We start from the raw sequence: 12359 nt of genomic DNA, 5'->3' as shown, positions 1-12359 counted from the left end.
TATGAATCAACTACACTTGATATTAAAGTGCCTTTTACAATTCTCTCTCTATAATATATAGAATCAATTACAAGAGAAAGGAGAGGTTAAGATGAAATCAATTTTAGTTATGAGTAATGTTACAACTAGTGGTTTGGTTGCACTTTTTATTTCTTGGTTTTTTGCAGAAGGAGCATTAGGTGAAGCTGATGCTTTAACACCAGAATTCTTTTTAATCTTACCAATATGAGCTATGGGGGTATTATTGATGTGGAGATTTGTTTTTAAAAACAAATTAGAAAATACTTCTTATTTTAAAATGTATTGAGCAACTCTCTGGTTTGGTTAACTATCCCTATTGGTTTAAAGGTTGCGTTTCAATTTATATAAGAAGATATGGGAAAATATAAAAATTAAGTTATTTTTTTATTAAAGTAACGGGGTGCTTTAGTTGACTAAGACATGAAAAGACCATTGTAGAAGATAAAGTAAAATTATTTGGCGTTCTATGTTATCGTTCTCTCTATCATTATCGCCACTAATTACATCTTGTGCAAAGGATTAAAGGAATATAAAGGCCGAGAATAGAATAATTCACTAGAGACATTGGAGAGGGTGAGTGGATGAGTGAAACGTTAATTAGAATTGGAACGACTTATATTCCAGTTAGCAATATAGAACGGTCATGTGAATGGTATGTAAGTAAATTGGGCGCAGAACGCTGTTACCAAGATAGTGATAAGGCGATTCTTAATTTTGCCAATCAAAGTTTTTTTCTTGTTAGATCTATGAACAATCAAAGCTCAAATTTTATTGATTGCTATGGGGAAGAACATTTTTCAATAACCTTTGAGGTGGATGGATTAAGTGCATTAGAGACTATTCGTAAAGTTTTTATCGATAAAGGGATTACAGTTGGAGAAGTTGAAAATAGGGGTCATGTCGGAAGAAATTTTGTTTTTTATGATGTAGACGGAAATAAATTTGATGTGTGGAGTGAGCTGAGCCCTATTTTTAAAGAAAAATACAAGGAAGGAAAATATGAGTAAACCAATATTAAAGGGAGTAGAAGCAATATTTATTCCAATTAAGAACCCCGAATTATCTGCCAAATGGTATGAGGAGAAACTAGGATTTTCACTTCTATACTTAGAAGAGGGCGCTGCAGTAATGAAAATTGATGCAGAATCTCAAACTGTTGCTTGTTTAGTAAAAGCAAAAAATCATATACCACTAAATTTCCCAGAGAATTATTTTGGCGTCGGGAAGTTCTTTAATTTTATAACGCATGACATTGAAGAAACATATCGATCACTAATCGAAAAAAATGTAAAAGTTAATGAAATAGATGGAGAAGGAGAGACGAAATTTTTTACCTTTTATGATCCAGACGGAAATCCACTAGGAGTTTGTCAATAAACTATATAGAAACACTATTTCCTGAACAGTAAATTTATAGAGGGCCACTTATTATTATAAGTGACCCTTAGTAACAAAGCATCGGAGGTGTAAGACTAAACCATCTTACATTACTAAAATATGATACGATGTTATTCTTGCATAGTTAATTGCCTGAGAAATAGTTTGAAAATATTAGTACATTATTTTAAAGGCAGAAATGCTGCGGGATTTAATTGTTCAGATTCTATCACGATAGCTGTTAATCCTTTATCTGATTTTGTTTCATGCCATTCGTCCTTCTCCCAAAAAATTGCGTCACCAGGCTGGACTTGAAAATATTGCACCTGTTCATTTCTTACAAATCCTTCTCCTTCAATAATTAAGAGAAGCTGGGGAACTACAGCTTGATGATAGCCAATAACACCGTTTTCTTCTAAATACATACACCCGATACTAGCTGATGCTTCAGTGTTGATAATTCGAGACATAATAAAATTTGACTTAAATTGTGTTATATTTTTGCCGTTTTCTTTAGACAATTGATAAATTTTCATTAAACTCCTCCAAACTTCAATTATTTTTTCACAGCATGAATGTAGTGAATTGTTTCGAAGGCTGTTAAATAATCTTTTCGATTGTCAAAATAAAGCTCATTTATTGTATCTGGCGTTAGATGTTCATAAATAAGCAGGCCAGAGTTTTCTAACATTTTTTCTATTTCTTCATAAGTAAAGCATGATTTCATCGGTTCACCACTAGCGGCAGCCATTTTCACCGTATTATCTACTCGATTCGAAATATCTTTTTCTTCAAATAGTTTTTCATCTGCATAGTCCAACACTATAGAACTTCCTGATGGTACAGTGGCAAACAAATGATCAAGTAAGCTTGACGTTTCCTCTTTCGTTAAATAATAGGATACACCTAGTAGACTAAAGAAAGTTTTTTTATTGTCAAAGCCGTTATCTATTAAATTTTGATAGGCAAACTTTTTTGTGAAATCCATTGAAACGTAATGTACATTACTCGGAAGCTTTATATCAACTTCAGTCAATCTTTTCTTTTTAAATTCCTGTGTTGCAGGGTGATCAATTTCAAAGATTTCCAACGTGTTTTCAAGTTCAGAGTGTCTTAAGCTAAATGTATCTAAGCCTGCCCCAAGGATGACATATTGCTGTAAACCTAGCATTATTTCATTGAGTAAAACCTTTTCGCAATATGCTGCACGTGCCAGGGGCGTAGGGGAGAGTTGAGTTTGCACAATCCATTTTAATTGCTCTTCAGTTTGTCCTTTTAATTTTTCGGCGATTTCTTTGTTAAAAAACTGGATGCCCTGAACCATATTTGTTTGAATGTCATGGAACTCTTTTTGTGTGATTAACTCTTTTGCTAGATAGTCATTGAAAATTTTAGGGGTATCAAATTGACTATGATAAGCTCTACCAAAAGCTGAGATTAATGAAGTTAAACTGGATTCACCTTTATTCATGCAAATACACTCCTTCAAAAAAAATAGGATTCCCCTGGCCAGGAGAATCCTATTGTACAAATAAATATCATAAAAGTAAATTATTGCATAAATATTTTTTTTTGTCAAGTTTTAGGTGCTAGGAAGCAACTGAATAAGAAAATCTTCTTAATCAAATTTTTGGATAAATATGTTGCCGTTTGGTTGAATTTCTGCATAAAAAACTTCTTCGATTGCTTTTACATTTGCCTTTTTTAATTCGTTATCTAGCCATTCTCTACTTTTTCCAACTTCTAGTAAATTTCTTGGCAATAGCTTCCCATCTGTAATGATTTCAATGGGGATAAAAGCCGGGGAGGAAGTAGCGATTTTTAAATCCAGCTTTTGTGGGCTTTGAAATTCAGGCTTTTTCAGAATACTAAGCATGCCATTTGGTTCTAGAATAGCATAGTCAATTTCAGTAATTGAAAAAACTTGATACTGTCTAATCATCATCGTAAGGTCATCAATATTAATTTTAGTGGTGGATAAAGCTTCTCTATCTATTTTTCCTTTTTTAATAACAATTGTCGGTTGTCCATCAAGTAACGTTCTTGCTTTTCCGGATTTTAGAGCGATATAACTAATTAAAGTTGTAAGCGCACACCAAACAATTAAGCTTACTAAAAATTTTGTGAATACAATTGTTTTTAATATCACCATATTGGCTGCAATAGAACCAATTGTAATACCAGTTACGTAGTTAAAGAAGGTTAAGTGACTTAGTTGTTTTTTACCTAAAAACCTCGTAAGTGTCAGAAGAACAAAAAAAGTAATAACCGTTTGAACAACTACTTGTATATAACCTGTGTACAAATTCCCCCACTCCTTATCTAATTCCTAGAATACCCAATGAATTTTTAAAAGATACTCCACATTAGTTCCTCATCATAAAGTAGGGGTGATTTCCGTTCCGTCTGTGCGCTTTGTCGCTGACGCTTCGCTTTCGCACAGAGCAATGCTTCCTGGGGGTGTCCGATGAGCCACTTCGCTACGCTGCAGGGTCTCGGGCCAACACGATGTTGGTCACGAAGGCGTTATCACAGGATGTGATGCACTTAGCCTTCGTTCCTCTATTGCTGATCCCCGAGAAGGCGCCCAGCCTCCACTCCAATCAACTTTTTTACAGGGTATACGTTTTAACAAATTGTATCCCTTATTCTCATTAATAAACCATATTATTATCAATAATGGAAAATATAGTGGGTGTTTTGGTAATATAGATTAAAAGGAGAGTGTTTATGGATTCTAGAATTCCTATTCCGGTTCAAACAGTTTTAAATGAATATTTAACTCTATTTCAAAATAAAATACCTAATATACTTGAAGGGTTCTATTTACATGGTTCAATTGCTCTTAACGCATACATAAATGGTTCTAGTGATATCGACTTTATTACGGTTGTAAACAGATCCTTAACCGAAGAAGATGCGAAAGTTATAGCCAATCTACACAAAGAATTAAATCGAAAATATAAGGATATAGGGATGGATGGCAGTTATATACTAGTTGAGGATGTTGGCAAGAAACAGAGTGAGGTAAAAGGATGTCTAAAGGTAAATGAAGGCAAAACATACAGGGGTATTGATGATATTAACCCAATCACTTGGTGGATTTTAAAAAATAAAGGGATTACCGTTTTAGGACCGGATGTAGCTACATATAACTTCAGTGTAGATGAAAGAGTGCTTGTTGATTATGTTTTACAAAACATGAACAGTTATTGGTCGAATAGATTGAAAACATTTAAAAAATATAAAACTAAAGCATTTTTGATACCAAATAAATTAGTTAATGTAGAAGTAGAATGGTCTATTACTGGGATGTTACGGCAATTTTACACGTTAAGAGAAAATGATATTGTTTCAAAAGTAGATGCTTGTCAATATGCAATACATCATTTACCGGAAGAATTCCACGATATTATTAACGAAGCTATCAGTATTCGAGAAGGTTCAAATATACGCTATTGTAATTCGAAAAAACAATGCATTGATGATACTGTTCAATGTATGGATTATATACTCAAACATTGTAATAGTATCAAAAATTAGTGAAATGCAGCTTATGATCAACGTTGAAGGATGACATTTGTTAAAACGTATGTCATGTATATAAGTTGATTGGAGGGGAGACTGACGCCCTCAGGAAAGCGCACAGACGGAACAACCACACGTTTTAGTGATGAGCCTGAAATAATCCATTTTATCAGCTGTTCCCTTTTGGAATAAATGGTAAAATTAATTAGTCTTAAATGACAATTTCATTTAGGGGGTAGATACTATGAACAATAATAATGTTAGCGTGTTAAACAAAAAGGGGAAACCATCTAATTACTAGTTTCCTCAAATTGAAGGGGGAAAATTATTTGAATCAAGCATTACTTATTATTGATGCTCAGCAAGAATTAATGGATGGCAATGAGAAAGAAAAAGCTGTTTTTAAGAAGGATCAACTTATTAGAAATATCAATTTAGTCATTAACAAAGCAAGGAAATCCAATGTACCAATTGTTTTTGTAAGGGATCTTGATGTTGCTGAAGGTAAAGGGGAAGGGTTCGAAATTCATCATGGCATTAGCGTTCCTCAGGAAGCCAAGATTTTCGATAAAAAGGCAACAAATTGTTTCCATGGGACTGAACTGCTAAATCATTTACGATCTCAAGAAATTAAACATGTTGTTATGATGGGCTGTTCGACGCAGCACTGCATTGATAGTGCAGTAAGAACGGCGACTATTAGTGGTTTGGATGTCACGTTAGTTGGTGATGGGCATTCAACTGTGGACAGTGATGTTTTGAGTGCAGAACATATTATAAAGCATCATAATCATACACTGCATGGTCATTACAATGTCGATCACTTTTCTGTTGTTAGAAATTCAGAAGAAGACTTGTTTCAACCTACACATGATTCTTATCGATAAGAAAATTATTTTAGGGCACTCATATTTGTTGGGTTCCTTTTCGAGTAATTGCAACTTATTATTTTCCTAGTATTCTTCAATTTCCGATAATGTGGCTTTGTAAAAAAGTTTGACCATTTATAATAAAGATTGATAAAAATCATCTTACCTCTATAGATTTCTTAGAGTGAGGTGATTTTTATTGTTGGGAATTTATGTTAATATCTCTATAAAGATTGTGAAAATAAAGGAACAGATTATTTGAACGAGAAAACTTAAGTGATTTTTAAATAAAGAGGTGGGTAAAATTAGTCAATTTTTAATAATAAATCAAAATAAGATTGAGATACTACAAAAAGGGCAAAATGGGACACCAATAATAATCCTTACAGGAATGGGGTGTTCATTCGATGAATGGTATGAAGTGACAGAGTCATTAAGTAAATCAAATAGAGTGATAATGTTTCATAGACCAGGGCTAGGCGCAAGTGAAATTGGTCATGGGGTCCGTAATACACAGACAGTCGTAAACGAAGTAAGTGAAATGATACGTTTGCTTAAATTATCTGAACCTGTAGTATTAGTTGGTCATTCCTATGGTGGGTTATGTGTACAACATTTTGTGAAAGAGTATCCTGAAAAGGTTGCTGGAATAGTATTAGTAGATTCAACTTCTGTTGATTTAAAGGTGTTAGATGACTTGAATGTACCTGTTTTAAATGAAGGATCGACAGATGAAATTTGGATGGAAAAATGTCGTGCTTACTCTCAAATGAAAAGGGAAGAATTACGTGGAATTATTAACCCTACACTAACAGAAAAACAAAAGTTACTTCCAAATGATATTCAAAAACGCTTAATGAATTTCCAGATAAATCCTTCTTTATACGAAGCAATGTATTCTGAAATTAGCAATTGGAAGAGGGACGGAGAGATTATTAAGAATTTAAAAGTATACCTTGATATACCTTTAATTGTTATAAGTCGAGATAAAGAGTATACCATTAAGTTTGGCACAATGGATGGTTTACCAGAGTGGGAGTTAAGGTTATTTGAAGAAAAATGGCAAGAACTTATTATGAACCAAGTTAATCTGACTTTAAAAAGTAAATTTTATATCGCACAAGGAGCAAGTCATTCAATACATTTTGATCGACCCGATATAATAGTTCAATCAATTAACGAAATAAATTCCTTATTTATTTAATTTGTGCAAAAAAGGTACGGCAACATTGTCCGTTCAACAAAGTGTTTAAATTTTACTATGAGTTCCCTGAAGCAGCATGATTTCGATCAACTAAATTCAGATGAATGGGCATGGACTTTGCATACGAGCATTCCTCAAAGTGCAATGATGGTACATTAATTGTGCAGAGCAAAGAAGTTACAAGCTCTATCAACAATCGATGATAGTATCAAGTTTATCAAACAGACTGAGCCAATTTTAGTACAGTGAAAAGAGCAAAATGCTAGTAATACAAAGTAAGGGGATATTTTATGCCAAATGTTAATGCGAACAATATCACTATCCATTACGAAATTAAAGGTCAAGGAACGCCTATATTGTTTTTGCATGGGAGCGGAGCATCGTGGAAAATGTGGGAGCCTCAATTTGAAGCATTTTCTTCACACTATCAAATGATTATGCCAGATTATAGAGGACATGGTGATACGACAAAGGAATTCCCGAATAATAAATATGATCATCATATCATTGTGGAGGATATCAAATGTTTTTTGGATGTATTAGAAATTAGCAAAATTCATGTCGTCGGTGTCTCGCAAGGTGGTCAATTGGCTACTCTACTTGCAATAAAATACCCAACTTACATAGATAAGCTTGTAGTCTCTAATAGTTATAGTGAGATGCCCACAATCGCGGCTAACTGGGTACTGTCGATATCAAATTTTATATTTAGTCTACTTCCTTACCACACAATTATAAATATCATGATGAAATTTTATAAAGAGGACCCTTATACGCAACGGATCTTAAGAAAATCTTTTTCGATTGATAAAAAGATGTTGCTTGCAATGAAAAAAGCACCATTTCCAACTCATACCGAGCAATTGTATCGAATAAAGTCACCTACGCTTGTAATGGGCGGTGAAGGGAAAGTTATAACAGGCGTTGATGAAGGGAAAGGATCTCGAACTATTTTTAAACATATTCAAAATGCAAAATTAGCATTATTCGAAAATGCATTCGATCCATTAAGTACGATGCGCAGAGATATTTTTAATGAGATGATTATAGATTTTCTAGAGGATAAGCCTTTACAGCAATATAAGGATGTAGCTATTTTTAGTAAGTAAAATATAAATAGAAAGGCGGGATAGTATGACCATATATATTGCATTACTTAGAGGAATTAATGTAGGCGGGCATAATAAAATCATCATGGCAGAATTAAGAAATTCACTGGAGCAATTAGGATTACATAATGTGAAGACGTATATCCAAAGTGGAAACATCCTTTTTGAATCAGACGAAACCGAGGAGCTTTTGCAAACGAAAATACACGAAAAAATTAAAGAGGATTTTGGGGTATCTAGTGTTGTTGTTATTAGGACAGCAGAGGAAATACAGCAGATTGTTAGTCAATCCCCTTTTTCAGATCAGGAGATTTCAGAAGCGGACCAATCATGTAAAGGGGAATGTCTACATGTTGCTTTATTGCCGACAGCTCCTTCGAAGGTCAATAGTGACGAGTTTTTATCCTATACAAACCAAAGAGAACTTAGTGTCATAAACGGGAGAAATGTGTATCTTTTATTTTTTGACAGCATTCGAAATGCCAAACTAGGCAATAATCTAAAAAAGCTTGAGATTCCAGCAACTGTCCGCAATTGGAAAACGCTCATGAAGCTTTCAAGTATGGTCGAAGAAGTCAAATATATGAAAAGTGAAAAATATTAATAAAAGCTTTTTTAATCTAATAACTTAAAGTGAAGGTGATATTTAAAGGGTCATCTTTCAAAATAACATAACTGCATCTCCTAAAAAATAATAAGAAATAAACAAAAAATGTAGCAACTTTTTAGCGCAAATAATTTTGATTCTGTTGCTTTACAATGGAGACTATGTATAAATCAAGAACTTCACAATTTGTTCGGAATTTATTGTGAATTTTTGGTAAACTAATAATGTTATGGTTAACAAATGAACACGCATAAAAAAAGTCTAGGTATTCACAAGTCTTTTGTGAGCCTAGCTTTTTTGTTTAAATGAATGGGGCTTTATAAAAGTTTTATCGCTATATCCATTTAGAAGCAGTTTTCTATAAGGGTTTTAGTGAAAATAAAGATTATCTTGACAAATTATGATTTTTAATTAAAAATAAATATGTTTAAAAATTTAAACATATGGATGGTAATTATGGGAAATTTTAATTGCGATAACAAAGAACAAGTTTTAGAGAAGTTTAAATTATCAACCCCGATTTTTCAAGCACTTGGTGATGTTAATCGTCAACAAATTATCATGCTTTTACTCACACATGATAGCTTAAATGTAAATCAATTAACAGAAAGAATAGAGCTTTCTAGACCAGCTGTTTCCCATCATTTGAAAATTTTAAGACAAGCAGGTTTAATTACTTTTAAACGAAATGGGAATGAAAAATATTATTCATTGAGTTCTAATGAGTTTCTAAAACAAATCAAAGAGTTAATTCAATCTATTGAACAAAGCTACTGATTTGTTCTTTTTTACAAATAAAGTTTGTATGTTTAAACTTTTAAACATACAAACTTTATTAATAATATTAGGAGGATTAAATAATGAAGAGTAAGAACAAAAATCAATCAAAAAACATTTATTTATTAATGCTGCTCGTTCCTTTGTTTTGGGGTGGAGCATTTGCGACAGCGAAGCATGTCATTACAGAAGTTCCACCACTTGTTGCAGCTACGCTTCGTTTTGGCATAACAGGAATTATACTCGTTACAATTATAACAATTCAAAAAGAATGGCAGTGGCAAGTCATCAGAAATCGATGGAAAGGTTTGTTATTTATTGGCTTTACCGGGATTTTCGGTTACAATGCTTTCTTTTTTACGGCATTGAAGTATACTTCTTCGACAAACGGTGCGTTAATTATAGCTGCAATGCCTGTATTCACTATGCTAGGTGCCGTCATGTTAGGTAAAGAAAAATGGAACAATAAAGCTGGAGCAGGTTTAACTTTATCGATGATTGGGGTAACTATTGTTATTGTAAAAGGGTCACTTTCTGCTTTGTTTTCTCTTACTTTTAATCTAGGAGACCTGCTTTTTGTCGGGGCTCTTTTATGCGGAGTTATTTATGCATTAATGGGTGAATCCATGCTTAAAGGTATACCAGTGATGTTATCAAATACGATTATGATGTTATCTGGTGCTGTTTTCCTAGCAATCAGTACAGTATTTGAAGGCGGTTGGGGTCAAGTAGTCAATATGTCGGTTCAAAGTTGGATTGAAATGTTTTATATGGTTGTATGTGGGACGTTGATTGGCTATGTTATTTTTAACAAGGGGGTAGAGAGCTTAGGAGGTAGTAAAGCGAGCTTGTATTTAAACTTGACGCCTATTGTCGCAACATTACTTGCAGTTATTGCATATGGCAGCACAATTACATTGATACAAATCGTTGGGATGGTAATGGTGCTGGTAGGCGTTTATATTGCAACTTACAAACCAAACTAGAGTAATTCAGTACGAAGTCAGGTAAAAGCATAGAATACATAATTTCATTTTGAACGGAGTAAAGAAACTTAAAAATTCTGTATTAAAAAATAACTAGACTCCAGATAAGGTATTCAATTAATGTAAATTTTTCAATGACATAAGGTAAGATCTAAAGAATATCAGGTACTCATTAATTTGAGCCTGGTATTTTTTATTTAGATATTTTATCTCGCTTAAAACGAACCATATTGTTTTTTCGCTTATTCATAACAATTAAACCAGCAAAGCTAGAACAGAAATGCATACTAATTGTTAGCTTGTTTTTTACAATTAATAATTTTGTAAGGAATGAGTAAGAAAAAAGAGATGATCGATTCGTACAATGAAAGTACATGAAAGGGGTCGTTTCTAGTGTAAACATATCTATGAAGAAAGGTGAAATTCTATTGTTTTTTTTCTCTTTAGAGGAGTATTTCTTAAAAAACGAATGGAGAGAGAATCCATGCTTAAACTGATGGAACTAGGATGGGAAAAATATCATTTATCTAAATATATTATGGGAATAATCATTTATATTATGTCAAACTTCTTTCATGTTAGTCTTGTGCAGTGGGGATTTAAAGGTGAAGGTGAACTACTGTTTTCAGAGTATATAGGACTAATGTTCTTATTGAATATTCTTATAAAAACAACATTAATCATTATTTTAGCTGTTATTTTATTACGTTTAATCATTGATGAATACAAGAATCACTATAGAATATCAATATTTAACATAATGAGTATTGTTTATATTATCATGCAATAGGCTAAGAAGATTAAGAGGAGAGAGATGATACGATGCTGCTACATCTACTAAAACTGGAACTGAAGAAATTTAATTTAGGTTGGTATTTAAAAGGTGCAATTATCGCAAACATCGTTATAACAGCAATAGTGTGTTGCGTAATTTATATTGCACAGAGAGAAGGGGATATACCCATTTCAACGTATCAAGATGTTTATGTAATGATTGGTGCAAGTGTGAGAGCAACGTTTATTGTGTTTGCCTCTGTATTAATTGCGAAACTAGTTATTGAAGAATATAAAAACAGAACAATTTTGATTATGTTCACTTATCCTGTTAGTCGCAAGAAACTGATTGCTAGTAAACTGACCTTGATAGCTTTTTTAACATTAATTACGATAATATTTTCTAATATTGTTGTAGCTGGTCTATTTTCGATCATTAATAGTTATTTTCCTATCGTTCCATTTGCAATAACTGTAAATCAGTTTGTGGGTGAAGTCATAAACATAGTTCCATTTGCTATAGCCTCAACAGGAATAAGCTTAATTCCATTGTATTTTGGGATGCGTAATCATTCTGTTCCAGCCACGATTGGTTCATCTCTACTCGTGGTGGCAATTGCTTGTGCTTATAACCCTGAAATTTCATTCGTGACCTTCATTCCACTTCAACTAGGGCTTGCAGCAGTTGGAGTTATAATTGCGTACATAGGTATTCGTAATATTGAAAATGTGGATGCGATGTAATTTGTAGTGTGGTAAATCATATTCAAAAGACTATGTGAAACGGAAGAGTTTTAGTAATAAATATGGGTGCTCACAATAAAAAAAGAGAAGGAACAAGGGATGGGAATGATTATTGGCATTATTTTAGGTGCAGTTTTGGGTGTCATTTTATTATTAAGTAGCCTGTTATTATTTTGGATAAGCAAGAGAAAACAAGAAGAGAATCGCTATGTTATATGGATCATGGTTGCAGGTCTTTTGGCGTTAATTACATCTGGCAGCAATGCTTTAAGGTATTTCTTATAACTGAATGACATTGTGGAATCGCGATATTTGTTAGAAAGGATTTTTTTGTTGATAAGATAAAGTTATGATCTTATATAA

The 12359-nt window shown here is 33.0% G+C and carries 16 protein-coding genes; 13 read left to right on the top strand and 3 right to left on the bottom strand.

Annotation, left to right across the window (positions count from 1 at the left end; genetic code table 11):
- Window positions 1-91 precede the first annotated feature (91 nt).
- The 3 genes from ACQKN2_RS14165 (at window position 92) to ACQKN2_RS14155 (ending at window position 1398) form a co-directional block, all read left to right on the top strand.
- Window positions 92-229 carry a hypothetical protein gene (locus tag ACQKN2_RS14165; protein ID WP_427415515.1) on the top strand — a complete coding sequence of 46 codons (138 nt, stop codon included), beginning with the start codon at window positions 92-94 and terminating at the stop codon, window positions 227-229.
- Window positions 230-602: 373 nt separating this feature from the next.
- Window positions 603-1028, top strand: a complete 426-nt coding sequence (locus tag ACQKN2_RS14160; RefSeq protein ID WP_427415514.1) for a VOC family protein — start codon at window positions 603-605, stop codon at window positions 1026-1028.
- A complete protein-coding gene (locus ACQKN2_RS14155; RefSeq protein ID WP_427415513.1) occupies window positions 1021-1398 on the top strand; it encodes a VOC family protein in 378 nt (125 codons plus the stop codon). The genes ACQKN2_RS14160 and ACQKN2_RS14155 overlap by 8 nt, the downstream gene beginning before the upstream one ends.
- A 182-nt stretch (window positions 1399-1580) precedes the next feature.
- Here the strand turns inward: ACQKN2_RS14155 and ACQKN2_RS14150 are convergent, their stop codons facing one another.
- The 3 genes from ACQKN2_RS14150 to ACQKN2_RS14140 all read right to left on the bottom strand — a co-directional run bounded on the left by ACQKN2_RS14150 (window position 1581) and on the right by ACQKN2_RS14140 (window position 3703).
- A complete protein-coding gene (locus tag ACQKN2_RS14150; protein WP_427415512.1) occupies window positions 1581-1934 on the bottom strand; it encodes a cupin domain-containing protein in 354 nt (117 codons plus the stop codon).
- Window positions 1935-1954: 20 nt separating this feature from the next.
- Entirely contained in the window at window positions 1955-2869 is a 915-nt protein-coding gene (locus tag ACQKN2_RS14145) for a class I SAM-dependent methyltransferase (protein ID WP_427415511.1), read from the bottom strand.
- 147 nt (window positions 2870-3016) lie between these two features.
- Entirely contained in the window at window positions 3017-3703 is a 687-nt protein-coding gene (locus ACQKN2_RS14140; protein ID WP_427415510.1) for a DUF421 domain-containing protein, read from the bottom strand.
- A 425-nt stretch (window positions 3704-4128) separates the two neighbouring features.
- On the opposite strand from ACQKN2_RS14140, the gene ACQKN2_RS14135 reads away from it, so the two are divergent.
- The 10 genes from ACQKN2_RS14135 (at window position 4129) to ACQKN2_RS14090 (ending at window position 12281) form a co-directional block, all read left to right on the top strand.
- Window positions 4129-4941 carry an aminoglycoside adenylyltransferase domain-containing protein gene (locus ACQKN2_RS14135; protein ID WP_427415509.1) on the top strand — a complete coding sequence of 271 codons (813 nt, stop codon included), beginning with the start codon at window positions 4129-4131 and terminating at the stop codon, window positions 4939-4941.
- Window positions 4942-5255: 314 nt separating this feature from the next.
- Window positions 5256-5813 (top strand): cysteine hydrolase family protein, encoded by a 558-nt coding sequence (locus ACQKN2_RS14130; protein ID WP_427415508.1) that lies wholly within the window; start codon window positions 5256-5258, stop codon window positions 5811-5813.
- A gap of 277 nt (window positions 5814-6090) precedes the next feature.
- On the top strand, window positions 6091-6999 hold the full coding sequence (locus ACQKN2_RS14125; protein ID WP_427415507.1) for an alpha/beta fold hydrolase: 909 nt from the start codon (window positions 6091-6093) through the stop codon (window positions 6997-6999).
- A gap of 290 nt (window positions 7000-7289) precedes the next feature.
- Window positions 7290-8108, top strand: a complete 819-nt coding sequence (locus tag ACQKN2_RS14120) for an alpha/beta fold hydrolase (protein ID WP_427415506.1) — start codon at window positions 7290-7292, stop codon at window positions 8106-8108.
- Between the two features lie 25 nt (window positions 8109-8133).
- A complete protein-coding gene (locus ACQKN2_RS14115; RefSeq protein WP_427415505.1) occupies window positions 8134-8712 on the top strand; it encodes a DUF1697 domain-containing protein in 579 nt (192 codons plus the stop codon).
- Window positions 8713-9171: 459 nt separating this feature from the next.
- Complete coding sequence (locus ACQKN2_RS14110; protein WP_427415504.1) at window positions 9172-9492, top strand: ArsR/SmtB family transcription factor; 321 nt, start codon at window positions 9172-9174, stop codon at window positions 9490-9492.
- Window positions 9493-9575: 83 nt separating this feature from the next.
- Window positions 9576-10478 carry a DMT family transporter gene (locus tag ACQKN2_RS14105; protein ID WP_427415503.1) on the top strand — a complete coding sequence of 301 codons (903 nt, stop codon included), beginning with the start codon at window positions 9576-9578 and terminating at the stop codon, window positions 10476-10478.
- A gap of 484 nt (window positions 10479-10962) precedes the next feature.
- Window positions 10963-11268, top strand: a complete 306-nt coding sequence (locus ACQKN2_RS14100) for a hypothetical protein (RefSeq protein WP_427415502.1) — start codon at window positions 10963-10965, stop codon at window positions 11266-11268.
- Between the two features lie 35 nt (window positions 11269-11303).
- On the top strand, window positions 11304-11996 hold the full coding sequence (locus tag ACQKN2_RS14095; RefSeq protein WP_427415533.1) for an ABC transporter permease: 693 nt from the start codon (window positions 11304-11306) through the stop codon (window positions 11994-11996).
- A 99-nt stretch (window positions 11997-12095) separates the two neighbouring features.
- The gene (locus ACQKN2_RS14090; RefSeq protein ID WP_427415501.1) at window positions 12096-12281 is read left to right on the top strand and encodes a hypothetical protein; all 186 of its coding nucleotides are present in this window, start codon (window positions 12096-12098) and stop codon (window positions 12279-12281) included.
- Window positions 12282-12359 lie beyond the last annotated feature (78 nt).

Source organism: Lysinibacillus sp. NPDC093688, from assembly GCF_050280145.1.
GTDB lineage: Bacteria > Bacillota > Bacilli > Bacillales_A > Planococcaceae > Lysinibacillus > Lysinibacillus xylanilyticus_B.
The sequence above is the reverse complement of the archived record's forward strand: the minus strand, read 5'-3'. Positions and strand labels throughout refer to the sequence as shown.

Bases quoted from the DNA above. Each gene is read 5' to 3' on its own strand.
- ACQKN2_RS14160 (WP_427415514.1), top strand. From the start codon at position 603: ATGAGTGAAACGTTAATTAGAATTGGAACGACTTATATTCCAGTTAGC.
- ACQKN2_RS14115 (WP_427415505.1), top strand. From the start codon at position 8,134: ATGACCATATATATTGCATTACTTAGAGGAATTAATGTAGGCGGGCAT.
- ACQKN2_RS14145 (WP_427415511.1), bottom strand. From the start codon at position 2,869: ATGAATAAAGGTGAATCCAGTTTAACTTCATTAATCTCAGCTTTTGGT.
- ACQKN2_RS14090 (WP_427415501.1), top strand. From the start codon at position 12,096: ATGGGAATGATTATTGGCATTATTTTAGGTGCAGTTTTGGGTGTCATT.
- ACQKN2_RS14120 (WP_427415506.1), top strand. From the start codon at position 7,290: ATGCCAAATGTTAATGCGAACAATATCACTATCCATTACGAAATTAAA.
- ACQKN2_RS14135 (WP_427415509.1), top strand. From the start codon at position 4,129: ATGGATTCTAGAATTCCTATTCCGGTTCAAACAGTTTTAAATGAATAT.
- ACQKN2_RS14155 (WP_427415513.1), top strand. From the start codon at position 1,021: ATGAGTAAACCAATATTAAAGGGAGTAGAAGCAATATTTATTCCAATT.
- ACQKN2_RS14165 (WP_427415515.1), top strand. From the start codon at position 92: ATGAAATCAATTTTAGTTATGAGTAATGTTACAACTAGTGGTTTGGTT.
- ACQKN2_RS14110 (WP_427415504.1), top strand. From the start codon at position 9,172: ATGGGAAATTTTAATTGCGATAACAAAGAACAAGTTTTAGAGAAGTTT.
- ACQKN2_RS14105 (WP_427415503.1), top strand. From the start codon at position 9,576: ATGAAGAGTAAGAACAAAAATCAATCAAAAAACATTTATTTATTAATG.
- ACQKN2_RS14150 (WP_427415512.1), bottom strand. From the start codon at position 1,934: ATGAAAATTTATCAATTGTCTAAAGAAAACGGCAAAAATATAACACAA.
- ACQKN2_RS14100 (WP_427415502.1), top strand. From the start codon at position 10,963: ATGCTTAAACTGATGGAACTAGGATGGGAAAAATATCATTTATCTAAA.